Origin of the sequence: Streptomyces sp. NPDC006529 (assembly GCF_040611795.1) — a bacterium.
Lineage (GTDB): Bacteria > Actinomycetota > Actinomycetes > Streptomycetales > Streptomycetaceae > Streptomyces.
This window is the reverse complement of record NZ_JBEXPB010000026.1, coordinates 66532-89556: the sequence shown is the minus strand read 5'-3', so window position 1 is coordinate 89556 and position 23025 is coordinate 66532. Positions and strand designations below refer to the sequence as shown.

Annotated in this window: 24 protein-coding genes; 11 read left to right on the top strand and 13 right to left on the bottom strand. The window is 73.4% G+C overall.

The genetic code is table 11. From position 1 onward, the window contains the following. The first annotated feature begins 187 nt into the window (after positions 1 to 187). Positions 188 to 817 (top strand): lysophospholipid acyltransferase family protein, encoded by a 630-nt coding sequence (locus tag ABZY31_RS19450; RefSeq protein WP_356411996.1) that lies wholly within the window; start codon positions 188 to 190, stop codon positions 815 to 817. 44 nt (positions 818 to 861) lie between these two features. On the opposite strand, the gene ABZY31_RS19445 is transcribed toward ABZY31_RS19450, so the two are convergent. The 3 genes from ABZY31_RS19445 to ABZY31_RS19435 all read right to left on the bottom strand — a co-directional run bounded on the left by ABZY31_RS19445 (position 862) and on the right by ABZY31_RS19435 (position 4563). Further along, positions 862 to 2379, bottom strand: a complete 1518-nt coding sequence (locus tag ABZY31_RS19445) for a membrane-associated oxidoreductase (protein ID WP_356411994.1) — start codon at positions 2377 to 2379, stop codon at positions 862 to 864. A gap of 88 nt (positions 2380 to 2467) precedes the next feature. Next, positions 2468 to 4015, bottom strand: coding sequence for a DHA2 family efflux MFS transporter permease subunit (locus ABZY31_RS19440; protein ID WP_356411991.1), 1548 nt, complete (start codon positions 4013 to 4015; stop codon positions 2468 to 2470). Further along, on the bottom strand, positions 4012 to 4563 hold the full coding sequence (locus tag ABZY31_RS19435) for a helix-turn-helix domain-containing protein (RefSeq protein ID WP_356411989.1): 552 nt from the start codon (positions 4561 to 4563) through the stop codon (positions 4012 to 4014). The genes ABZY31_RS19440 and ABZY31_RS19435 overlap by 4 nt, the downstream gene beginning before the upstream one ends. An 85-nt stretch (positions 4564 to 4648) precedes the next feature. Here ABZY31_RS19435 and ABZY31_RS19430 point away from each other — a divergent pair, with 85 nt between their 5' ends. Next, positions 4649 to 5164, top strand: coding sequence for an HAD domain-containing protein (locus ABZY31_RS19430; RefSeq protein ID WP_356411986.1), 516 nt, complete (start codon positions 4649 to 4651; stop codon positions 5162 to 5164). A gap of 80 nt (positions 5165 to 5244) precedes the next feature. Here ABZY31_RS19430 and argH read toward each other — a convergent pair whose 3' ends face one another. Further along, positions 5245 to 6672, bottom strand: coding sequence for an argininosuccinate lyase (gene argH / locus ABZY31_RS19425; protein ID WP_356411983.1), 1428 nt, complete (start codon positions 6670 to 6672; stop codon positions 5245 to 5247). A gap of 105 nt (positions 6673 to 6777) precedes the next feature. Continuing rightward, on the bottom strand, positions 6778 to 7971 hold the full coding sequence (locus ABZY31_RS19420; protein WP_356411980.1) for an argininosuccinate synthase: 1194 nt from the start codon (positions 7969 to 7971) through the stop codon (positions 6778 to 6780). A 120-nt stretch (positions 7972 to 8091) separates the two neighbouring features. Here ABZY31_RS19420 and ABZY31_RS19415 point away from each other — a divergent pair, with 120 nt between their 5' ends. Both ABZY31_RS19415 and ABZY31_RS19410 read left to right on the top strand, forming a co-directional pair. After that, positions 8092 to 9735 carry a hypothetical protein gene (locus ABZY31_RS19415; protein WP_356411978.1) on the top strand — a complete coding sequence of 548 codons (1644 nt, stop codon included), beginning with the start codon at positions 8092 to 8094 and terminating at the stop codon, positions 9733 to 9735. Positions 9736 to 9860: 125 nt separating this feature from the next. Beyond that, positions 9861 to 10529, top strand: coding sequence for a L,D-transpeptidase family protein (locus ABZY31_RS19410; RefSeq protein WP_356412029.1), 669 nt, complete (start codon positions 9861 to 9863; stop codon positions 10527 to 10529). Between the two features lie 21 nt (positions 10530 to 10550). On the opposite strand, the gene ABZY31_RS19405 is transcribed toward ABZY31_RS19410, so the two are convergent. The 6 genes from ABZY31_RS19405 to argC are packed head-to-tail and all read right to left on the bottom strand — an operon-like array spanning position 10551 to position 16315. After that, positions 10551 to 11357: a hypothetical protein gene (locus ABZY31_RS19405; protein ID WP_356411975.1), complete on the bottom strand. Its 807-nt coding sequence runs from the start codon at positions 11355 to 11357 to the stop codon at positions 10551 to 10553. Positions 11358 to 11373: 16 nt separating this feature from the next. Then, on the bottom strand, positions 11374 to 11937 hold the full coding sequence (locus tag ABZY31_RS19400; protein WP_356411972.1) for an arginine repressor: 564 nt from the start codon (positions 11935 to 11937) through the stop codon (positions 11374 to 11376). 7 nt (positions 11938 to 11944) lie between these two features. After that, complete coding sequence (locus ABZY31_RS19395; protein ID WP_356411969.1) at positions 11945 to 13204, bottom strand: acetylornithine transaminase; 1260 nt, start codon at positions 13202 to 13204, stop codon at positions 11945 to 11947. Then, positions 13201 to 14121: an acetylglutamate kinase gene (gene argB, locus ABZY31_RS19390; protein WP_356411966.1), complete on the bottom strand. Its 921-nt coding sequence runs from the start codon at positions 14119 to 14121 to the stop codon at positions 13201 to 13203. The genes ABZY31_RS19395 and argB overlap by 4 nt, the downstream gene beginning before the upstream one ends. After that, positions 14118 to 15278, bottom strand: a complete 1161-nt coding sequence (argJ, locus tag ABZY31_RS19385; protein ID WP_356411964.1) for a bifunctional glutamate N-acetyltransferase/amino-acid acetyltransferase ArgJ — start codon at positions 15276 to 15278, stop codon at positions 14118 to 14120. Before argJ ends, argB begins: the two co-directional genes overlap by 4 nt. Next, positions 15275 to 16315 (bottom strand): N-acetyl-gamma-glutamyl-phosphate reductase, encoded by a 1041-nt coding sequence (gene argC / locus ABZY31_RS19380; RefSeq protein ID WP_356411961.1) that lies wholly within the window; start codon positions 16313 to 16315, stop codon positions 15275 to 15277. The genes argJ and argC overlap by 4 nt, the downstream gene beginning before the upstream one ends. Positions 16316 to 16472: 157 nt before the next feature. Between argC and ABZY31_RS19375 the strand changes: the two genes are divergently transcribed. From ABZY31_RS19375 to ABZY31_RS19355, 5 genes are all read left to right on the top strand, one after another. After that, positions 16473 to 17084, top strand: a complete 612-nt coding sequence (locus ABZY31_RS19375; protein WP_356411959.1) for a TetR/AcrR family transcriptional regulator — start codon at positions 16473 to 16475, stop codon at positions 17082 to 17084. Further along, a complete protein-coding gene (locus ABZY31_RS19370) occupies positions 17081 to 17428 on the top strand; it encodes a nuclear transport factor 2 family protein (protein ID WP_356411956.1) in 348 nt (115 codons plus the stop codon). Before ABZY31_RS19375 ends, ABZY31_RS19370 begins: the two co-directional genes overlap by 4 nt. Before the next feature lie 69 nt (positions 17429 to 17497). Then, positions 17498 to 18235: a VOC family protein gene (locus ABZY31_RS19365; protein WP_356411953.1), complete on the top strand. Its 738-nt coding sequence runs from the start codon at positions 17498 to 17500 to the stop codon at positions 18233 to 18235. Positions 18236 to 18279: 44 nt separating this feature from the next. Next, on the top strand, positions 18280 to 18768 hold the full coding sequence (locus ABZY31_RS19360) for a helix-turn-helix transcriptional regulator (protein ID WP_356411950.1): 489 nt from the start codon (positions 18280 to 18282) through the stop codon (positions 18766 to 18768). A gap of 10 nt (positions 18769 to 18778) precedes the next feature. Beyond that, positions 18779 to 19195, top strand: coding sequence for a VOC family protein (locus tag ABZY31_RS19355; RefSeq protein ID WP_356411947.1), 417 nt, complete (start codon positions 18779 to 18781; stop codon positions 19193 to 19195). A gap of 105 nt (positions 19196 to 19300) precedes the next feature. Here the strand turns inward: ABZY31_RS19355 and ABZY31_RS19350 are convergent, their stop codons facing one another. Then, positions 19301 to 19705 carry a DUF5997 family protein gene (locus tag ABZY31_RS19350; RefSeq protein WP_356411945.1) on the bottom strand — a complete coding sequence of 135 codons (405 nt, stop codon included), beginning with the start codon at positions 19703 to 19705 and terminating at the stop codon, positions 19301 to 19303. 58 nt (positions 19706 to 19763) lie between these two features. On the opposite strand from ABZY31_RS19350, the gene ABZY31_RS19345 reads away from it, so the two are divergent. Next, a complete protein-coding gene (locus tag ABZY31_RS19345) occupies positions 19764 to 20567 on the top strand; it encodes a LysR family substrate-binding domain-containing protein (RefSeq protein ID WP_356411943.1) in 804 nt (267 codons plus the stop codon). Positions 20568 to 20586: 19 nt separating this feature from the next. Here ABZY31_RS19345 and ABZY31_RS19340 read toward each other — a convergent pair whose 3' ends face one another. Beyond that, positions 20587 to 22023, bottom strand: a complete 1437-nt coding sequence (locus ABZY31_RS19340) for a PLP-dependent aminotransferase family protein (protein ID WP_356411940.1) — start codon at positions 22021 to 22023, stop codon at positions 20587 to 20589. Here ABZY31_RS19340 and ABZY31_RS19335 point away from each other — a divergent pair. Continuing rightward, entirely contained in the window at positions 22022 to 22984 is a 963-nt protein-coding gene (locus ABZY31_RS19335; protein WP_356411937.1) for a DMT family transporter, read from the top strand. The two genes, ABZY31_RS19340 and ABZY31_RS19335, sit on opposite strands and share 2 nt — an antisense overlap. Positions 22985 to 23025 lie beyond the last annotated feature (41 nt).

Here is a 23025-nt window from a genome sequence, read left to right as displayed (position 1 = left end):
CGGAAAACATGGCGGAAACGTGCGTCAACTTTGGGTATCGGCCTCGTGAACCCGATGTGCGATCAGTGGGGACCCGCGAGTATCGTCCTCACCTGCACTGAGCACGCGCGGTGCTGAAGACGCATTCGATGCCGGAGGGCCCACGTTGTCCCGTATTGCGCTCATCAAAGCCACTGTCGGACCGGTCATGCGGATGATGTTCCGCACCCGTGTCGAGGGTGCCGAGAACATTCCGGGGACCGGGCCGGTCATCCTCGCGGGCAACCACCTGACCTTCATCGATTCGATGATCCTGCCCCTGGTGTGCGACCGCCAGGTGCACTTCATCGGCAAGGACGAGTACGTCACGGGCAAGGGCCTCAAGGGCCGCGCCATGGCCTGGTTCTTCACCGGCTCCGGCATGGTCCCGGTGGACCGCGACGGCGCCAACGGCGGGGTGGCCGCCTTGATGACCGGTCGCAGGATCCTCGAAGAGGGCAAGATCTTCGGCATCTACCCGGAGGGCACCCGCTCCCCCGACGGCCGCCTCTACCGCGGCCGCACCGGCATCGCCCGCCTCACCCTGATGACCGGCGCCCCCGTGGTCCCGTTCGCGGTGATCGGTACCGACAAGCTCCAGCCCGGCGGCAAGGGCATGCCGCGCCCGGGCCGGGTCACCGTCCGCTTCGGCGAGCCGATGGAGTTCTCCCGGTACGAGGGCATGGACCGCGACCGGTACGTCCTGCGCGCGGTCACCGACTCGGTGATGACCGAGGTCATGCGGCTCTCGGGCCAGGAGTACGTCGACATGTACGCGACCAAGGCCAAGGCGGCCTGAGCCCGTACGTCCCCGTCCGGTAGACCAGCGTCCCGCGCGCCGCGCTACTGCCTGCTCAGTGACCGGCTGACGCCCGCCGCGGTGGTCGTCGCCAGCACCCAGCCCGTCACGATCAGCAGGTACGAGAGCCACTGGTACCCGCCGCGCGGACCGAAGGCCTCCTCCTGCCCGAAGCCGATGATCGGCAGCATCAGGTCGAGCGTGTAGAAGACCGGGTTGAACTCGGGCGCCTCGCCGGGTTTGAGCGGGGGCGGCGGCCGCAGCCCGTACGCGAGGGCGCCCGTGCACAGCAGCGCCACGAGCCAGCCCGCCGCGCGCAGCGGCCGGAAGCCGTACCCCACGGTGACGTCCTGGAGCAGCCCCCACACCCGGGCGCGGCGGGGCAGGGTGCGCCGGTGCCTGCGGAGTTTGGCGAGCAGCACGCTGCGGGCGCCCGCCTCGTCCCCCGCCGTGCGGTAGGCGGCGGCCAGTTGCTCGTAGGCGTACGGAAGGTAGCCCGCGTCCTCCCGCTCCAGGACGGGCAGACGCTGCTCGGCGGGCAGGTGCGGGCGCAGCGAGCGGTAGCTCAGCCCGTCCAGGGAGACCGTTTCCGGCCATCCGCCGGGTTCCACGTGGAGCAGGTCGCACTGGGAGCGGCGCAGGTTCACCGCGCCCCGGACGGTGTCGCAGCCGCGCAGCCAGATCTCGCCGATCGCGCAGCTGGAGGCGCGCAGGGCGGTGCCGCCCGGGTTGGCCAGGCTGGAGTGGGCGAGGCCCAGTTGGCCCGGTATCCGGGAGCCGGCGAAGTTGACCCGGCCCCGCGCGTGCAGGCCGCGGGCGCGGACGTCGGTGCCGACGGTGAGGCTCTCGGCGTGCAGCGCCTCGCCGCCGGGGTCGAGCAGGCGGGCTCCTTCGAGGGTGATCCGGCCGCCGACGACTGCGCCGTTGATGCGCGTCTGGCCGTGGACGGTCAGCCCCGGGGCGATGACGTCGGTGCCGATGTCGGCGTGGTTGAGCTGGAGCGCAGGCTCGGCTTCCTCGACGGCTCCGCCGCTCTCCCCGGGGGCCGCCCGGCCCGGCGGGGTGCCGATGACGGCGCCGGTCAGGAAGAGGCCCCCGGCGATCCGGGCGCCGGCGAGCCGGACCGGTCCGGTGATCCGGCAGCAGGACAGCCGCAGCACCACGTCGACGCTGACGGTGGCGGCGGTCAGACCCGGCAGGGCGGAGTCGCTCAGGACGAACGCGCGCAACCGGGCTCCGTAGAGCAGGGGTTTGCGCTCGAACCAACAGCCGCGGAGCCGGATCGGGTGCTCGACGACGGCGTACTTGAGGTCGAGCTTGCCGGTGATGCGGAAGCCCTTGAGGTTGAGCCCGGCGACCTGGCCCCCGGGCGCGCCGCCGCCGAGCAGGAGGGCGGTGAGCACCTCGGCCCGTACGGTCCGCTCGAGTCCCCAGGCCGCGCCGTCGGCGGCGCTCTCGTCGGGGTCCCGGCGGGCGTCGACGCGTTCGCCGCGCGGGAAGGCGTCCCACACGCGGCGTTCGGCGGGGGTCAGGTCGGTCGGGGTCGGGTCGGTCGGCTCCATCGCGGGGATGGTGTCGTGCGCATGATCACCGTGTCAACTCCGCGCACGGCAGCGCCCCTTGGGTCTGCCCCGGGACGCTGCCGCAGCGTCAGTGTTCGAGGCCGTCCTGCAACTCCTGGCCCTTGAGCAGGAACCAGGCGGCGGCGGCCGTCGCGAGCAGGACGGCCGCGCCGACGCCCGCGGCGAGCCGCAGGCCGTCCACGAAGGCCTCCTGGGCCGCGTCGACCATCACCTGGGCGGTGTGCGGGTCGAGCGTCCTGGCCGCCTCGACGGCCCCGCCGAGGGATTCGTGCGCGGCGGTGGCGACCGGTCCGGACACCGAAGCCGGGGCGGTGAAGGTCTGGTAGACCCCGGTGACGATGGAGCCGAGCAGGGCGATGCCGAGGGCGGCGCCGAGTTCGTACGCCGTCTCGGAGACGGCCGAGGCCGAACCGGCCTGCTCCTTAGGCACGCTGGAGAGGATCACGTCGGCAGTGACGGTGAAGGAGAAGCCCGCGCCGAGGCCGACGACGAGCAGGGCGGCGCCGAGCAGCGGGTAGCCGGTCTCCTTGCCGATGACGGTGAGGGCGCCCAGCGCCAGGCCGATCGCGGCGAGCCCGCCGGTGACGATGACGCGTACGGAGTACTTGCGGGCGAAGCGGCCCGCGAGCAGACCGGTGACCACCGCGCCGACGGCGGCGGGCAGTTCGGCCAGGCCCGCTTCCAGCGGCTCGCGGCCCTGGACGAGCTGGAGGAACTGCGAGAGGAAGAAGACCAGGCCGGAGAGGCCGAAGACGGTGAGCAGGTCGGCGAGGACCGCGCCGGAGAAGCCGCGGTGCTTGAAGAGCTTCATGTCGAGCAGGGGCGCGGCCAGCGTGTGCTGGCGGCGGACGAAGGCGTAGAGCATGGCGGCGCCGAGGACCGCGGCCGTCCAGACCTCCCAGGTGAGGCCGTCGGTGGCGGCCTGCTTGACGGCGTAGACGACGCCGATGATGCCGACGAGCGAGAGGGCGACGCTGAGCAGGTCCCAGGGGCCCTTCGCGGGGCTCTTCGATTCGGGCAGCAGCTTGACGCCGACGACGACCAGCACGATCATCACGGGCAGGTTGATGAGGAAGACCGAACCCCAGTAGAAGTGCTGGAGCAGCGCACCGCCGATCACGGGGCCGATGGCGGCGCCGGCCGAGGCGGTGGCGCCCCAGATGCCGATGGCGAGGCTGCGTTCCTTGGGGTCGTGGAAGATGTTGCGGATCAGCGCGAGGGTGGACGGCATCAGGGTCGCGCCGGCGACGCCGAGCAGCGCGCGGGCCACGATCATCATCTCGGGGCTGGTCGCGTAGGCGTTCAGGACCGAGACGAGGCCGAAGGCGGTGGCGCCGAGCAGCAGCAGCTTCTTGCGGCCGATGCGGTCGCCGAGGGAGCCCATGGAGACGAGCAGACCGGCGATGACGAAGGAGTAGACGTCGCCGATCCACAGCAGCTGGGTGCCGGACGGCTTGAGGTCTTCGCTCAGGGAGGGCGTGGCGAGGCCGAGGACGGTGGCGTCGACCGCGACCAGCAGCACGGCCAGCACGAGGACCGAGAGCGCGATCCAGCGCCCGGGGCTCTTGCCGTCCTCCGTCCCCTTCCGCCTGCTGAGCTCTTCGGTTCTGGTCATTTCTCCACGCTCCGTCGTGCGCCACCGAGCAGCAACTCGGTGATCATGTACTGAAAGTCCTTGGCGGCGACCCGGCCGTCCATGACGGCCCAGGCGCAGGTGCCGATGAGCCCGTACAGGGCTTCGGTGAGCCAGGCCGGGGTCAGGTCGATCCGGATGTCGCCCTCCTGCTGGCCGCGCTTGAAGAGCGCCGAGACGCGGGCGTCGAGCCGGGCCCAGCCCTCGTGGACCTCGTCGCCCTCGAAGAGCTGGTTCTCGGTGACGAGGAAGGCCAGCAGCGGGGCGTTCGGCTCGGCCTCGGCGACGAGGCGCCGCAGGGCCTCGACGGCGCTCCCCTGGTCGAGGCGCGCCGTGTCGAAGGCGATCTCGAACTCGCGGATTCCGAGTTCCTCCAGGGCCCGTACGAGGGCGTCGCGCCCGGCGAAGTGCCGGTGCAGGGTCGCGCGCCCGATGCCGGCGGCGCGGGCGACCTCGTCCATCGTCGCGGTCGATTTGCGGGAGAGCAGGGCCGCCGCAGCGCGGAGCACCTGGTCACGATCCATGGCCATGAGACAACCATAACCCGAATGAGACGTTGATGTCTCATTCGATATTCGGATGCCCCACCGGGGGCACGGAAGGGATCCTGCCGTGATGACGACGAAGCCACTGCTGCTGATCGATGTGGACGGTCCGTTGAATCCCTACGCGGCCAGGCCGCAGCGACGCCCCGCCGGCTACACCACGCACCGGATGCGCCCCACCGGCTGGACGGGCGCCGAGAGCGCGAAGCCGCTGCGGGTGTGGCTCAACCCGGGGCACGGCGCGGAGCTGCTGGCGCTGGCGGACGCGTACGAGCTGGTCTGGGCGACGACCTGGAAGGACGAGGCCAACGACTGGATCGGCCCGCACCTGGGGCTGCCGCGGCTGCCGTTCATCGACTGGCCGCAGATGCACGGGAGGGCGCCCCGCGGGACCTTCTGGAAGACCCAGTACGTCCTGGAGTACGCGCAGGGCAGGCCGTTCGCGTGGGTCGACGACGACATCACGCCGATGGACCGGGAGTACGTCGACCAACGCCACCCGGCCCGGGCCCTGTTGCTGCGCATAGACGAGCGGGTCGGGCTGCTCCGGGAGGACTTCGCGCGACTGGCCGACTGGGCGGAGTAGGCCCGGGTACGCGGCAGGGGGCGGCCGGGGCGCTCGCCCCGGCCGCCCCCTGCGCGACGGCTGATTCCTGTGCTTCGGCTCTAGTTCTTGTGGTTCGCCCAGGCGTGCTGGATGACCAGGTCCGCCTTCAGTTCGTTCAGCTGGACGGCGACCGCGCTCGGGGCGGTGCCGCCGCGGCCGTTGCGGGAGGCCAGGGCGCCGGGCACGTTGAGGACCGTGCGGACCTCCGGGGTGAGGTGCTCGGAGATCTTCGCGAACTGTTCGTCCGTCAGCTCGTCCAGCTCGATGCCCAGGCCCTCGCACTCCTTGACGCACTCGCCCGCGACCTCGTGCGCCACCCGGAAGGGCACGCCCTGGCGGACCAGCCACTCGGCGATGTCGGTGGCGAGGGAGAACCCGGCCGGGGCCAGCTCCTCCATCCGCGCCCGGTTGACCGTGAGGGTCGCCATCATGCCGGTGAAGGCGGGCAGCAGGACCTCAAGGGTGTCGCAGGAGTCGAAGACCGGCTCCTTGTCCTCCTGGAGGTCCCGGTTGTAGGCCAGCGGCAGGGCCTTGAGGGTGGCGAGCAGACCGGTCAGGTTGCCGATGAGACGGCCCGACTTGCCGCGCGCCAGCTCCGCGATGTCCGGGTTCTTCTTCTGCGGCATGATCGAGGAGCCGGTGGAGAACGCGTCGTGCAGGGTGACGAAGGAGAACTCCTTCGTGTTCCAGATGATGATCTCCTCGGCGATCCGGGACAGGTTGATCCCGATCATCGCCGTGATGAACGCGAACTCCGCGACGAAGTCCCGCGAGGCCGTGCCGTCGATGGAGTTGCCGACCGAGCCGCGCTCGAAGCCGAGGTCCGCCGCGACCTGCTCGGGGTCCAGGCCGAGCGAGGAGCCCGCGAGCGCGCCCGAGCCGTACGGGGAGACCGCGGTCCGGGTGTCCCACTGCCGCAGCCGCTCCGCGTCCCGGGAGAGGGACTGCACGTGCGCCAGCACGTGGTGCGCGAAGAGCACCGGCTGCGCGTGCTGGAGGTGGGTCCGGCCGGGCATCGCCACGTCGGCGTGCGCCTCGGCGAGGCCGACGAGCGCGTCCTGGAGGTCGGCGATCAGCGAGCCGATGATCCGGGCGTGGTCGCGCAGGTACATCCGGAAGAGCGTGGCGACCTGGTCGTTGCGCGAGCGGCCGGCCCGCAGCTTGCCGCCGAGGTCGGGGCCGAGCAGCTCCAGCAGGCCGCGCTCCAGGGCGGTGTGCACGTCCTCGTCGGCGATGGTGCCCACCAGGGCGCCGGACTCGACGTCGGCCGCGAGCCGGTCCAGCCCGTCCGACATGCGCTGGAGTTCGTCGGCCGTGAGCAGGCCCGCCTTGTGCAGGACGCGGGCGTGGGCGCGCGAACCGGCGATGTCGTACGGCGCGAGGCGCCAGTCGAAGTGGACCGACGCGGACAGCTTCGCGAGGGCCTCGGCGGGACCGTCGGCGAACCGGCCGCCCCAAAGCCGGACGTCACCGTTGTTGCTGCTCACAGCTACTGCTCCTCAAGAGGTGGGTGTACGACGGCCTCCCCGTCGCGGAGGTCCGGGGAGGCCGTCAGAGCACTGCGCGTACCGCGTACGCGTAACGAGCGGACCTCAGGCGAGGTCGCGGCGCGCGGCGATCTTCGAGGACAGGCCGAAGATCTCGATGAAGCCCTGTGCCTTGGACTGGTCGAAGGTGTCGCCCGAGTCGTAGGTCGCGAGGTTGAAGTCGTACAGCGACTCGTCGGACTTGCGGCCGGTGACCACGGCGCGGCCGCCGTGCAGGGTCATCCGGATGTCACCGGTGACGTGCTGGTTGGCCTCGTTGATGAACCCGTCCAGGGCCCGCTTGAGCGGGGAGAACCACAGGCCGTCGTAGACCATCTCGCCCCAGCGCTGCTCGACCTGCCGCTTGTAGCGGGCCAGCTCGCGCTCGACGGTGACGTTCTCCAGCTCCTGGTGGGCGGTGATCAGCGCGATCGCGCCCGGCGCCTCGTAGACCTCGCGGGACTTGATGCCGACGAGGCGGTCCTCGACGATGTCGATGCGGCCGATGCCCTGGGCGCCGGCGCGGTCGTTGAGCTGCTGGATGGCCTGGAGCACGCTGACGGGGCGGCCGTCGATGGCGACCGGGACGCCCTCCTTGAAGGAGATGACGACCTCGTCGGGCTCGCGCGGCAGGGCCGGGTTCGAGGTGTACTCGTAGATGTCCTCGATCGGGGCGTTCCAGATGTCCTCCAGGAAGCCCGTCTCGACGGCGCGCCCGAAGACGTTCTGGTCGATGGAGTACGGGGACTTCTTGGTGGTCGCGATCGGGAGCTGCTTCTCCTCGCAGAAGGCGATCGCCTTGTCCCGGGTCATCGCGTAGTCGCGGACCGGGGCGATGCACTTGAGGTCCGGGGCGAGGGCGACGATGCCCGCCTCGAAGCGGACCTGGTCGTTGCCCTTGCCGGTGCAGCCGTGGGCGACGGTCGTGGCGCCGTGCTTCTTGGCCGCGGCGACCAGGTGCTTGACGATGGCCGGCCGGGAGAGCGCCGAGACCAGCGGGTAGCGGTCCATGTAGAGGGCGTTCGCCTTGATCGCCGGGAGGCAGTACTCGTTGGCGAACTCGTCCGAGGCGTCGGCGACCTCGGCCTCGACCGCACCGCAGTCGAGCGCGCGCTTGCGGATGACGTCCAGGTCCTCGCCGCCCTGGCCGACGTCCACGGCGACGGCGATGACCTCGGCGCCCGTCTCCTCGGCGATCCAGCCGATGGCGACGGAGGTGTCCAGGCCGCCCGAGTAGGCGAGTACGACGCGCTCGGTCACGGGTTTCTCCTTACAGGGTGCATCTGACGACAGGCATAACTATGCACTACTCCGTATGTTTCGTCAAAGAGCGCAGGAATGCGCTGGTCAGGGGCGTGGCCGGGACTTAGGGTCAGGGCCATGACGGGGGACACGAGAGCCATGACGCACGCGCCGCGCCACCGGGGGCGCAGGCGGTGGGACGAGGGCGCGGGCCGCGAGGCGGCCGAGCGGCTGGCCCGGGGCGGGGCACTGGCCGAGGTGCTCGACACCGGCGACCCGGCCGCGTGGATCGCCCTCGACCAGGCCGTACGGGGTCTCCCCCACCCGGACGGCGCACTGCCCGCGCTGCTGCGGGCCCGGCCGGAGACCGCGCTGTGCCACGCGGAGGGCCGGATCCGCGAAGAGGCCCTGCCGGCCCACGGGCAGGACGGCTCGCTGCTGCCCCTGGTCGTCATCCGCTGCGCCGACTGGATCCAGCCGGTACGGACCCGCGCCCGCGCGCTCCTGGAACGGGCCCTGGCCGAGCACCCGGGCCGCACCCTGGGTGCGCTCACCCCGCTGGTGCTGCGGCTCGGGGCGCGCGAGCGGGGCGCGTGGGCGCGGGAGCTGTTCGAGGCCGCGCTGCGGGAGGCTCCCGCGGGGGTGCTGGAGGAGCTGCTGCGCGGCGGCGACCCGGCCGCGCGGCGGTTCGCAGGGGGGCTGCTGCTGGAGTCCGCGCGCCCCGGTGCGGTGGAACTGGCCCGGCGGGCCGCCCGCGAGGGCGACGCGGTGCTGCGGCGGCTGTGGACCGACGCGGCCCTGGCGGCCCTGGCGGCGGAGGTGGAGCGGGCGCCGTACGCCGGTACGGACGCCCGGGCCTCGACCGGCCGGGCCGAGGACGGCGCGGGCGCCGGGCCCGACGCCGTGGTCGATCTGCTGCTCGGTGCCCGGTCCGGCCAGGTCCGGGCCGCCGGGGCGCCTTGTGCCGGGGACGCGGTGACGGGCCGGGACGGTGCGGGCGGGAGCGCGGAGGCGGGTGCCGGTGCCGACCTCGTGGTCGATCTGCTGCTCGGGGCCCGGTCCGGGCAGGTCCGGGCCGCCGGGGTCACCGCCCTGCGCCGCCTCGGCCGCGCGGCCGAGGCCGGCGATCACCTCGCGGACCGCGTGGCCGTCGTACGGGCCTGCGCCCGCTGGCTGGTCGGCCAGGACGGCGGCGACCCGCACGCCCGTTACCGGGAGCTGTGCGCCGCCCCCGCTACCCTGACCGGCGGGGCCGTGCTCGGGCTCGCCGAATGCGGGCGGCGCACGGACGCCCCCGTGCTGCGCGCCCTGCTGTCCCATCCCCGGCCCGGGGTGCGGGCGGGTGCGGTGGCCGGGCTGCGGCTGCTCGACGCCGCCGACGCCGACGCCGCGTGGCCGCTGCTGGCCGACCCCTCCGGGGCCGTCGTCCGGGAGGCGGCCCTCGCGCTGCGGCCCTCGGCCGACCGGCTGCCCGAGGCGCGGCTCACCGGGCTGCTGGGCCCAGGCGCTCCCCTGGCTCAGCGGCGGGCCGCGCACCGGCTGCTGCACGCCCGGGGCGGTGTGGCCGCCCTGCGGGCCTCCGTCGCCCTGCTGGAGGACCCGGATCCCGGCCTGCGCGGGCGGGCCGAGCAGTGTCTCCAGGCCCTGTGGTCGCCGTACGCCCCGCCGCCCCTGCCCGCGCGCGATCCGGAGGTGGACGCCCTGCTGGCGCGCTGCACCGGGGTCTTCAGCGACCACGTCCTGCGCCGGATGCGGGCGCGGCTCGGTTTCGCCACGCCCTGACGCGGCGCAGACGGGGGAAAGCGGGCGGGCGGCGGCCCGGCGGCCTCCTGCCGACGCTCGCGCGGCGTACCGTCCGCAGGGTGCTGCGTACCGCCGCCCTCCTCGGCTCACTGCTCGTCAGCTCCCTGCTGCTGCCGCAGGGAACGTTCCCGGCCGCCCCGCGGGAGACCACACTGCCCGACCGGCTCGCCGACACCGGCGGCGGCCGTCAGCTGATCACCGCCGTCGCCCCCTCGGCCGGTTCCACCACCGGCCGCCTCACCTGGTGGGAGCGCCGGTCGGGGCGGTGGGTCCCGATGGGCCGGGCGCCCGCCCGGTTCGGCGCGAACGGCCTCACCGAGGGCGCCACCCGCGTCCAGGGCACGGACACCACGCCCACCGGGCTGTACGACCTGCCGTACGCCTTCGGGATCCGGCCCGCACCGACGGGCACGGCCTACACCTACCGGCCGGTCCGTGAGGGCGCCTGGTGGTGCCAGGACAACGCCTCCGTGCACTACAACCGCTGGGTGGATCCGCTGCCCGCCGACTGCGCGCCCGGCGAGGCCGAGCACCTGGTGGGCTACGCACGGCAGTACGCGCACGCCCTGGTCATCGGCTTCAACTACGACCGGCCGGTGCACGGGCGCGGCGCCGGGATCTTCCTGCACGTCAACGGCAAGGGCGCGACGGCGGGTTGCGTGTCGGTGCCGGAGGAGTCCATGCGGGCGATCCTGCGCTGGGCCCGGCCGGAGCGGCGTCCGCACATCGCGGTGGGCACGGAGTCGGGGCCGCTGGACGTGACCCGGTACTGAGCCGCCGCCCGCCGCGCCGCGTCAGAACGCGCCGCCGCTGTCCACCCAGGTGTCCGTCTCCACCGGCCGCGGTGCGCGGTGGTCGAGGCGGGCCAGCCGCTCCGGGTCCAGGGCGCGGACGTCCGGGTGCGGGGGCAGCGCGGCACAGTACGCGCGGAAGGGGTCGCGCCGCTTCGGCCACACCCGCACCATGACCATGGCCGCGAGCAGGGCGCCGCAGGCGCCGACGGCCACCGCGAGCACGAAGGTGCCCATCAGCACGATCCCCCGCAGGGTGTCCGGCCGGGAGAGCACCACCAGCTGGAAGCTGTACCAGGCGACCACCGCCATGATCAGCAGGATCGCGGCGTCGGCGAGCCGGTCGCGGACCCGGATCGCGGCCAGGCGCGGGTACTTCGCGTCCTCGGCGGAGAGGAAGGCCTCGCGGGCGGCGCGCAGTGCGCTATCCCCGGACAGGTCGGCCAGGCCGGTCGGCCGGTCCCGGCGGATCAGCGCGGCCAGGACGGCGGCGGGCAGCGGGTGCACCGGCGCGGGACCCGGTTCCGGCCCCCGGTGCGGGCCGCCGGGAGCGATGGTCAGCAGGCCCCGCGCGTCGATCTCCACGGATCCGTCCAGCAGCAGCCTGGCGACCGCAGGGCGGTGCGTGTCCTCGCCGCGGCCCGCCACGGCCACCGCGTGGTACGGATCGGGCGGGGCGGTGGTCAGCACATCGGCCGCGGCCCGGTCGGCCCGGTCACGCAGCCGCCACAGCACACCGAGCACGGCGTAACAGGCGAGGGCGACGGCAGCGGCCTCGAACACCGCTGCCCAGAGGGGGTGTTGGCTCATGCCCCCAGGGTCGTCCTCAGCCCTCCTTCTGCGCCAGACGCAGGAGGTGATCGGCGAGGGCCTGGCCGCCCGCCGGATCGCGGCTGATCAGCATGAGGGTGTCGTCGCCCGCGATCGTGCCGAGGATGGCCTGGAGTTCGGCCTGGTCGATCGCCGAGGCGAGGAACTGGGCGGCACCCGGCGGGGTGCGCAGGACCACGAGGTTCGCGGAGGCCTCCGCGGAGATCAGCAGTTCGCCGGAGAGGCGCCGCATGCGCTCCTCCTTCGCCGACTCGCCCAGCGGGGCCTGCGGGGTGCGGAAGCCGCCCTCGCTCGGTACCGCGTAGATCAGCTCGCCGTTGGTGTTGCGGATCTTCACCGCGCCCAGCTCGTCGAGGTCCCGGGAGAGCGTCGCCTGGGTGACGCTCAGCCCGTCGTCGGCGAGCAGCTTCGCCAACTGGCTCTGGGAGCGCACCGGCTGCCGGTTGAGGATGTCCACGATCCGGCGGTGGCGGGCGGTCCGGGTCTGCGGAACGGACTGGCCTCCCCCGGACTCCGTCCGGGGGGACTCCCACGGCTCGTGTTCCTGCGCCTGGCTCATCGTCGTCTCATTCTCCGGATCCGTCCCCGTGGGCCGCGTCGAGGATGCCCGGCAGGGCCCGGAGGAACGCGTCCGCCTCGGCCTCGGTGAGTACGAACGGCGGCATCAGCCGTACGACGTCGGGGGCGGGCGCGTTGACCAGGAAGCCGGCATCCTGAGCCGCCTGCTGCACCTGTGGTGCGAGGGGCTCGGTCAGCACGATACCCAGCAGGAGGCCCGCACCGCGGACACGGGCGACCAGCGGGTGCCCGCTGCCCTCGATTCCGGAGCGCAGCCGCTCGCCGCGCTCCTTGACCCGGTCGAGGAGTCCGTCGGCGGCGATGGTGTCGATGACGGCCAGTCCGGCGGCGCAGGCGACCGGGTTCCCGCCGAAGGTCGTGCCGTGCTGGCCGGGCCGCAGCAGGTCGGCGGCCGGGCCGAAGGCGGCGAGGGCGCCGATCGGCAGACCGCCGCCCAGACCCTTCGCGAGCGTGACGAGGTCGGGTTCGACGCCCTCGTGCGCCTGGTGCTCGAACCACTGGCCGCAGCGGCCGATGCCGGTCTGCACCTCGTCGAGGGCGAGGAGGGTGCCGGTGGCGCGGGTGATCTCGCGGGCGGCGGTGAGGTAACCGGGCGGCGGGACGACCACGCCGTTCTCGCCCTGGATCGGCTCGATCAGGACGAGGGCGGTGTCCTCGGTGACGGCGGCCCGCAGGGCATCCACGTCGCCGTAGGGCACATGCGTGACGTCGCCGGGCAGCGGCAGGAAGGGGGTCTGCTTGGCGGGCTGGCCGGTCAGGGCGAGGGCGCCCATGGTGCGGCCGTGGAAGCCGCCGGTGGTGGCGACCATGTGCGGCCGCCCGGTCAGCCGGCCGACCTTGAAGGCCGCCTCGACCGCTTCGGCTCCGGAGTTGCAGAAGAAAACCCGGCCGGTGCGGCCGAAGAGCTGGAGCAGCCGTTCGCCGAGGGCGAGGACGGGTTCGGAGGCGTAGAGGTTGGAGACGTGGCCCAGCGAGGCGATCTGGTGGGAGACGGCTCCGACGACCGCCGGGTGGGCGTGGCCGAGGGCGTTGACGGCGATGCCGCCGACGAAGTCGGTGTACTGCTTGCCGTCGGCGTCCCAGACCTGGGCGCCCGCGCCGCGGACGAGGGCGAGCGCGGGGGTGCCGTAGTTGTCGGTGAGCGCCGCCTGCCAGCGGGCCCGGTAGGCCTCGTTGGACGGCGTCGGCCGCTGGGTCCGGTCGGCCGGGTTCGTCCGGTCCGTCTGCTGCGCGCTGTTCCCGCTCACGCGGATGTCCCTCCCTCTGCGTCGGGCACGACCATCGTGCCGATGCCCTCGTCGGTGAAGATCTCCAGCAGGATCGAGTGCTGGACCCGCCCGTCGATCACCCGGGCGGTGCTCACGCCGCCGCGGACGGCGTGCAGGCAGCCCTCCATCTTGGGGACCATGCCGCTGGACAGCTCGGGCAGCAGCTTCTCCAGCTCGCTGACGGTCAGCCTGCTGATGACCTCGTCGCTGTGGGGCCAGTCCGCGTACAGCCCCTCGACGTCGGTGAGGACCATCAGGGTCTCGGCGCCGAGGGCGGCGGCGAGCGCCGCGGCCGCGGTGTCGGCGTTGACGTTGTAGACGTGCGCGTCGTCGGCGCTGCGCGCGATGGAGGAGATGACCGGGATCCGGCCGTCCGCCAGCAGCGCCTCGATCGCGCCGGTGTCGATGGCGGTGATCTCGCCGACCCGGCCGATGTCGACGCGTTCCCCGTCGATCTCCGGCCGGTGCTGGACGGCGGTGATGGTGTGGGCGTCCTCGCCGGTCATGCCGACGGCGAGCGGCCCGTGCTGGTTGAGCAGGCCGACCAGCTGGCGCTGGACCTGCCCGGCGAGCACCATCCGTACGACGTCCATGGCTTCCGGGGTGGTGACGCGCAGGCCCGCCTTGAACTCGCTGACCAGGCCGTGCCGGTCGAGCTGGGCGTTGATCTGCGGGCCGCCGCCGTGCACGACGACCGGCTTGAGGCCGGCCTGGCGGAGGAAGACGACGTCCTGCGCGAAGGCGGCCTTCAAGTCCTCGTCGATCATGGCGTTGCCGCCGAACTTGATGACGACGACCTTGCCGTTGTGGCGGGTCAGCCAGGGAAGCGCCTCGATGAGGATCTCGGCCTTGGGGAGCGCTGTGTGCTTGCGGGCACTGCCGGGGGCGCCGCTCATGAGGAGTACGCGCTGTTCTCGTGGACGTAGTCGGCGGTCAGGTCGTTGGCCCAGATGACCGCGGACTCGCTGCCGGCGGCCAGGTCGGCGGTGATGCGGACCTCGCGGCCCTTCATCGAGACCAGGTCGCGGTCCTCGCCGACGCAGCCGTTCTTGCAGACCCAGATCCCGTTGATGGCGACGTTCAGCCGGTCCGGGTCGAAGGCGGCCTTCGTGGTGCCGATTGCGGAGAGCACCCGGCCCCAGTTCGGGTCCTCGCCGTGGATGGCGCACTTGAGCAGGTTGTTCCGGGCGATGGACCGGCCCACCTCGACGGCGTCGTCCTCGCTGGCCGCGTTCACGACCTCGATGCGGATGTCCTTGCTGGCGCCCTCGGCGTCGCCGATGAGCTGGCGGGCGAGGTCGTCGCAGACGGTCCGTACGGCCTCGGCGAACTCCTCGTACGCCGGCACCGTGGCGGACGCGCCGGAGGCGAGCAGCAGCACCGTGTCGTTGGTGGACATGCAGCCGTCGGAGTCGACCCGGTCGAAGGTGGTGCGGGTCGCGTCCCGCAGCGCCTTGTCGAGGGTGGCGCTGTCCAGGTCGGCGTCGGTGGTGAGGACGACGAGCATGGTGGCCAGGCCCGGGGCGAGCATGCCCGCGCCCTTGGCCATGCCGCCGACGGTCCAGCCCGCGGCGTGCGAGACGGTCGCGGTCTTGTGGACCGTGTCGGTGGTCTTGATGGCGATCGCCGCGGCCTCGCCGCCGTCGGCGGTGAGCGCTGCGGCGGCGCTCTCGATGCCGGGCAGCAGCTTGTCCATCGGCAGCGGGACGCCGATCAGCCCGGTGGAGGCCACCGCGATCTCCCCGGCGTTGTGCGCGCCGCCGAGGACGGCGGCGGCCTTCTCGGCGGTGGCGTGGGTGTCCTGGAAGCCGCGCGGGCCGGTGCAGGCGTTGGCGCCGCCGGAGTTGAGGACCACGGCGCTGACGGTACCGCCGCGCAGCACCTGCTCGGACCAGAGGACGGGGGCGGCCTTCACGCGGTTGGAGGTGAAGACGCCCGCCGCGGCCAGGCGGGGGCCGTGGTTGACCACGAGGGCCAAGTCCGGGTTGCCGTTCGCCTTGATTCCGGCGGCGATGCCCGCCGCGCTGAAACCTTGTGCTGCCGTGACACTCACGGTGCGACTCCGATCGTGGAAAGACCCAGGCCCTCGTCGAGCCCGAGAGCGATGTTCATGCTCTGCACCGCGCCACCGGCGGTGCCCTTGGTCAGGTTGTCGATGGCGCTGATCGCGATGATCCGCTGCGCCGACGCGTCGTACGCGACCTGGACCTGAACGGCGTTGGAACCGTAGACGGACGCGGTCGCGGGCCACTGGCCCTCGGGGAGCAGGTGGACGAAGGGCTCGTCCGCGTACGCCTTCTCGTACGCCGCCCGCACCGACTCGGCGGTGGTGCCCGGCACCGCCTTGGCCGAGCAGGTCGCCAGGATGCCGCGCGCCATCGGCGCGAGGGTCGGGGTGAAGGACACCGAGACGCGCCGTCCGGCGACGGCCGAGAGGTTCTGCACCATCTCGGGGGTGTGCCGGTGGCCGCCGCCCACGCCGTACGGGCTCATGGAGCCCATCACCTCGGAGCCGAGCAGGTGCGGCTTGAGCGCCTTGCCCGCGCCGGAGGTCCCGGTGGCGGCGACGATCACCGCCTCGGGCTCGGCGAGGCCGTCCTGGTAGGCGGGGAGGAGGGCGAGGGAGACGGCGGTCGGGTAGCAGCCGGGGACGGCCACGCGCTTCGACCCGGCCAGCGCGGCGCGGGCGCCGGGCAGCTCGGGGAGGCCGTAGGGCCAGGTGCCGGCGTGGGGGGCGCCGTAGAAGGCGTCCCAGTCGGCGGCGGACCGCAGCCGGTGGTCGGCGCCCATGTCGACGACGAGGACGTCCTCGCCGAGCCGGGCGGCGACGGCGGCCGACTGGCCGTGCGGCAGGGCGAGGAAGACGACGTCGTGCGGCGCGTCCAGCCCGGCGAGCACCTCGGGGGTGGTCGCTTCGAGCGTGCGCCCGGCCAGCGGCACGAGGTGCGGCTGGAGGGGGCCCAGGAGCTGCCCGGCGTTGGAGTTGGCGGTCAGCGCGCCGATCTCGACCTCGGGGTGGGCCAGGAGCAGGCGCAGGAGTTCCCCGCCCGCGTACCCGCTCGCTCCGGCCACCGCTACACGAACCACCATCGGACCCTCCTCGTCGATGGCATGACTATACGTATCGATGCACGTTTATGCAAAGCTCGGAAGGGCGTCAACCGATCTTCGCGCAGGAGCGTTCCGCGTGCTATTTTTTGTGAGCGATCGTTCAACTAAAGCGGTCGCTCGACGAAAGGGACGCGCGATGGGCCGCAAACAGGTGTGGGACCAGGACGAGGTGCTGGCGTCCGCCATGGGCCTCTTCCGCCGCCGCGGCTACCTCGGCGCCTCGCTGCGCGACCTCGAAGAGGCGACCGGCATGCACCCCGGCAGCCTGTACCGGGCCTTCCACAGCAAGGAAGGCCTGTTCAGCGCCGCGCTGGACGCCTACAACGAGCGCGTGGTGGAGGGCCGGGTCCGCGTCCACCTGCGGGACGCGCAGGACCCCGTCGCCGGCATCCGCTCCTTCTTCACCTCGGCGTTCGAGACCGGCGTCACCGACGGACCGGACCCGGGGTGCCTGCTCACCAACACCGCGGTGGAGTCGTTCACCGTTCCGCAGGCGACACCGGGCGTGCGCCGCGGCCTGGACACCATCGAGTCCGGTTTCGCCGCCGCGCTGACCCGGGCCCGCGCCCTGGGCCTGGTGCCCGCGGACCTCGACGTCGCGGGCGCGGCCGCGCTGCTCCTGGCCCTCTACCAGGGCCTGCTGGTGCTCGTCCGGTCGGGCACGGACGCCGCGAAGCTCCACACCATCACCGACGGAGCACTGACATCGGTCGGTGCCCGGCACGCCAACGAAGAGGAACAGCGATGAGTGACCAACAGCAGCTCTGGGACGACTACGCCGCCTGCTGGTCGGCCGACCCCTCGGTACGGCTCGACGCGCTCGGCGCGGTCGCGGTCGACGACATCGCCTACCGGGACCCCGGCACCGAAGTCGGCGGCCTGGCCGCGCTCGACGCCTACATGAACGGGTTCGCCGGGGCGTTTCCCGGACACCGCTTCCGCATAGACGAGGTCCTGGACCACCACGACCGGTCCCTGGCCCGCTGGACCCAGGTCGGTCCGGACGGCGGGACCTTCATGACGGGCGTGAGCAGCGCGGTGCACCGGGACGGCCGCCTCGCCGACGTGACCGGGTACTTCCTGCCCGCCTGACGGCCTCAGGGGTGCCGGGACGGCGGGACCGGATGCCCGGGCGGGCGCGGCGTGCATAGGGTCGGATCCATGACGACACGGCTGGTGCAGCTCGCGATGGACGCCCGGGACGACCGCGCGGTCGGCCGCTTCTGGGCGGAGGTGCTCGGCTGGGGCCTGGACAGCGAGGGGCCCGGCGTCACCAACCTCGCACCCGTGGGGTTCGCCTATCCCGGCCCCACCGCCGTGTGCATCGACGTGGTGCGCGTCCCGGAACCCAAGACGGTGAAGAACCGGGTGCACGTCGACCTGGCCACCACCTCGGCCGCCCATCAGGAGGAGCTGGTCGCCCGCCTGCTGGCACTCGGCGCGACGCCCGCCGACATCGGCCAGGGAGACGTCCCCTGGACGGTCCTGTTCGACCCGGAGGGCAACGAGTTCTGCGTGCTGGAGCCCCGGCCGGTCTACCGCGACACCGGGCCGATGGCCGCGGTGGTGGTCGACTGCGCGGATCCGCGGGCCATGGCCCGGTTCTGGGGCGGGGCGATGGACTGGACCCTGCACCGGGTGACCGGCGACCAGGCCGTGCTGCGCTCCGCCGCGCAGGTCGGCCCGTACCTGGAATTCGTCCGCACGCCGGACGCGAAGACCGTGAAGAACCGCACCCACCTCGACCTGCGCCCCTACCCCGGGGGCAACACGGCTGCGGAGGCGGCCCGGCTGCGGGCCCTCGGCGCCACCGACGTCGACCTCGGCCAGGGCGACGTCCCGTGGACGGTCCTGGCCGACCCCGAGGGCAACGAGTTCTGCGTCCTCTCCCCGCGCTGACACGCCCGCGGAGGCGCCGGGGACCGCGTGCGATGCTGGTGGGCGTGACGATCGAGGATCTCGTACGGCTGCGGCGCGCCCGGGACGCGATGGACCGCGACTACGCGCAGCCGCTGGACGTTCCCGCCCTGGCGGACATCGCCCTGATGTCCCCCGGGCACTTCTCCCGCAGCTTCCGCGCGGCCTTCGGCGAGACGCCGTACAGCTACCTGATGACCCGCCGGGTCGAGCGGGCGAAGGCACTGCTGCGCCGCGGCGACCTGAGCGTGACCGAGGTCTGCTTCGCGGTCGGATGCACCTCGCTGGGATCGTTCAGCTCCCGGTTCACCGAGCTGGTAGGCGAGAGCCCGAGCGCCTACCGGTCCCGCCGTCACGACGACGGAGCCGCCATCCCGGCGTGCGTGGCCAAGATCCTCACCCGCCCGGCCAGGAACGGGCCCGCCGCCAGGGCCCAGCGCCCCGACGCCGCCGGCGCGGACGGGGCTGCGGACACGGGGGCCGAACCGCAGGCGGAAACCGGCGTCACGTCGTAGCGTCGCCGTCATGACCATCAAGCTCTCGCAGTGTTTCATCGCGGTCGACGACCACGACAAGGCCCTCGCCTTCTACCGCGACATCCTCGGCCTGGAAGTACGCAACGACGTCGGCTTCGAGGGGATGCGCTGGGTCACCGTCGGCTCGCCGGAGCAGCCCGACGTGGAGGTCGTCCTGGAGCCGCCGCTCGCCAACCCCAACGCCTCGCCGGCCGACAAGCAGGCGATGGCGGAACTGCTGGCCAAGGGCATGCTCCGCGGCGTGATCTTCACGACGGACGACGTCGACGCCACCTTCGCCCGCATCCGGGCCGCGGGCGGCGAGGTGCTGCAGGAACCGGCCGACCAGCCCTACGGCGTGCGCGACTGCGCCTTCCGCGACCCGTCCGGCAACATGCTGCGCTTCAACCAGCCGCGCGCACGCTGAGCCCGCACGCGGCGGTGCCCCGGACCCGGCGGCGTGGGCCGCGGGTCCGGGGCACCGGTCACCGCACGGGGTGCGGGGCGTGGGGCAGCGTGGAGCGGACCGCGCTCAGGAACGCTGGTCGCCGGACTTCGCCGCGCGCTCCGCGTTGCGCTCCTTGATGCGGACCGTCTCCTTGCGGACCTCGGCCTGTGTGGCGCGCTCCTTCTGGAGCCACTCGGGCATCTCGGCCTTGATGGCTTCGATCTGCTCGGTGGTGAGGGCCTCGGTGACGCCCCCGCGCGCGAGACCGGCGATGGAGACGCCGAGCTTGGACGCGACGACGGGACGCGGGTGCGGACCGTTGAGGCGCAGGTCCTGGAGCCACTGGGGCGGATCGGCCTGGAGCGCACTCAGCTCGGCCCGGGAGACGACACCCTCCTGGAACTCGGCGGGTGTGGCCTCGAGGTACACACCCAGTTTCTTCGCCGCGGTCGCGGGCTTCATGGTCTGGGTGTTCTGGTGCGACGTCATGGGGTCAAGAGTATCGAGCGTGTGCGCCACCTCCGACCACGCCCGGTAACCTGGCCGGGTGACAGGCTCGGAAACACCCCCTTCGTTCCGGCTCGCATACGTCCCGGGAGTGACGCCCACCAAGTGGGTGCGGATCTGGAACGAGCGGCTGCCCGACGTCCCGCTGACCCTGGTCCAGGTGACCCCCGGGGAGGCGCCCGCCCTGCTGCGCGACGGTGGCGCCGACGCGGGCTTCGTGCGCCTGCCGATCGACCGTACGGACCTCAGCGCGATCCCCCTCTACACCGAGACCACCGTGGTCGTGATCCCCAAGGACCACCTGATCACCACGGCCGAAGAGGTGTCCACGGGCGACCTGGCCGACGAGATCGTGCTGCACCCCCTCGACGACACCCTCGACTGGGAGCAGCTGCCGGGCAGGCCCGCGCTCGCCCGCCCCGAGACGACGGCGGACGCGATCGAGCTGGTAGCGGCGGGGATCGGCGTCCTCGCCGTGCCGCAGTCCCTCGCACGCCTGCACCACCGCAAGGACCTCACCTACCGGCCGCTGACGGGCGCGCCCGAATCGCGGGTCGCGCTGTCGTGGCCGGAGGCGGACGAGACCCCCGAGCTGGTCGAGGAGTTCATCGGGATCGTGCGCGGGCGTACGGTCAACAGCTCGCGCGGGCGTACGCCGACCCCGCCGCAGCCGAAGAAGGCCAAGCGCCCCGACGCCGCGGCGGCGCGCCGCAAGCCGGCCGGCGGCAAGCCGACGGGCGGCAAGAACCCGCGCGGCGCCTCCGGAGGCGGCGGCGCCAAGGGCGGCACCGCGAAGGGCGGCGGCAAGGGCGGCGCCAAGCGGGGCAAACCGCGCGGCCGCTGAGCCCTCTCTTTCGGATCGGTCACGCGCCCCGGCCCGCCCCCTGGCGCAGGGTGCGGACGGCCGCCGCCAGTTCCCCGGCGCCCGCGACCCCCGCGAAGCTCATGCGCACGTACGGACCCGGCGGTTCCGCGCAGAAATACGGGCGGCCCGGGGTCACCGCCACCCCCGCCCTCAGCGCCCCCGCGACGAAGGCCGCCTCGTCGGCCCCGTCGGGCAGCCGCAGCCACAACTGGTACCCACCGCACGGCAGGTGCGGCAGGGTCAGCTCGGGCAGCTCCCGGCGCAGCGCCCCGGCGAGCACGTCCCGCCGGTGGCGCAGCTCGGCGCCGACGGCGCGCAGGTGGCGCGGCCAGGCGGGCGCCCCGACCAGCTCCAGCGCGGCCTCCTGGAACGGCCGCGGCACGAAGAAGCTGTCCACGACCTGGATGGCGCGCAGCCGCTCCAGGACCGGTCCGCGCGCGGCGAGCGCGCCCACCCGCAGGCTGGGCGAGGTCACCTTCGTCAGTGACCGCACGTGCACCACCACCCCGTCGGGGTCCTCGGCGGCCAGGGTCGCGGGCAGCGGCCCGGCGTCCTCGTGGGCCAGGGCCCGCGCGTAGTCGTCCTCGACGACGAAGGCCCCGGCGGCCCGCGCGATCCGCCGCACCTCGGCCCGCCGCGCCTCGGCCAGCACCGAACCGGTCGGGTTCTGGAAGAGCGGCTGGCATACGAACACCCGCGCGCCGGCGGCTTCGAACGCCGCGGCGAGGTGGTCCGTCCGCACCCCCTCGGCGTCACAGGGCACCGGCACCGGCCGGCAGCCGGCGGCGCGGGCGATGGCCAGCAGGCCGGGGTAGGTCGGGGACTCGACCAGGATCGGCGCCCCGGGCGGGGCCAGCGCCCGCAGGGCGGTGGTCAGCGCGCTCTGGCCGCCCGCGGTGATCAGCACGTCGGCGGCGGTGAGCGGGCCGCCGATCTCCCGCGCGAACCAGTCGCGCAGTTCCGTCAGCCCTTCCACGGGCGGCCGGGACCAGGCCCCGGGCCGTCGTCCGGCCCGGGCCAGCGCGGCCGCCAGGGCCCGTTCGGGCTGGAGGGAGGAGTGCAGGTAGCCGCCGTTCAGCTCGGCGACGCCGGGCGGCGGGGTGGCGAGGGAAACCAGCACGCCGGAGGCGTCCACCGAGCGAGGCACGATCTCGTCGCTGCCCTCCCCCGCGCTGAGGGCGACCTCCTGCCAGGAGGTGTCCACGGCGGCCGGAGCGCTCTCGCGCGGCGCGCTGCGGAACGCCCCGGCGCCGGGGCGGGTCACGACGAGCCCTTCGGCGGCGAGCTGGGCCAGTGCCCGGGACACCGTCACCGGGCTCACCCGGAACCGCTCCACCAGGGCGCGGCTCGACGGCAGCTTTCCACCCACACAGTAGCGGTCCAGCTCCGAGCGGAGGCATTCCACCAGTTCAGTCGCACTGCTACGCTCATACATGAGAGCACAGAATAGCGCTACCCGGCCGAACGCGATAGCGGTTGGCCCGCAGACCCGCCCCGCCGCCGATCGTGCGCCGGGCAGCCGACGGACCGGCGTCGCGTCCGGCCGGGGCGGCGGTACCGCTCTCGCCGCCCTCGGCGTCGTCGCCTTCTCCCTCACCTTCCCCGCCACCGTGTGGGGCATGGAGAGCTTCGGCCCCTGGTCGTTCGTGGCCCTGCGCAGCGTCCTCGCCGCCCTGATCGCCGCCGCCTTCCTGCTCGCCCTGCGGGTCCGCCCGCCCGCCCGCACGCACTGGGCCGGTCTCGTCGTGGTCGCCGCCGGGGTGGTCGTCGGCTTCCCGATGCTGACCACGCTGGCCCTGCGCACCTCGACCACCGCGCATTCCGCCGTGGTGGTCGGCCTGCTGCCGCTGACCACCGCCGCGCTCGCCGCGCTGCGCACCGGCGTCCGCCCTTCGCGCGCCTTCTGGGCCGCCGCCGTCGCCGGGGCCGCGGTGGTGCTCGGCTTCACCTTCGCGCAGAGCGGCGGGGCCGTCTCGGCGGGCGATGCCTACCTCTTCGCCTCCCTGCTGGTGTGCGCCGCCGGTTACACCGAAGGGGCCCGTCTCGCCAAGGCGATGCCCGGCTGGCAGGTCATCGGCTGGGCGCTGGTGCTGTGCCTGCCGCTGACGGTGGCCGGCTCGGCGCTCGGGCTGGCGTGGGAGCCCGTACACCTCACCGCGCACGGGATCGCGGGCCTGCTGTGGGCGGCGGCGGGTTCCAGCTTCCTCGGGCTGTACGTCTGGTACCGCGGGATGGCCGAGATCGGGCCCGCCCGCGCCAGTCAGCTCCAGCTCGCCCAGCCGCTGCTGACGCTGGTGTGGGCGGTGGCCCTGCTGGGCGAGCGGCTCACCCCGGCCGCGCCGGTGGCGGCGGCCGCGGTGCTCGTCTGCATTGCCCTGACGCAACGGGTCAAATAGGCCCGGAACGCCGTAAACTGGCGTCACCGACCGGACCGGCC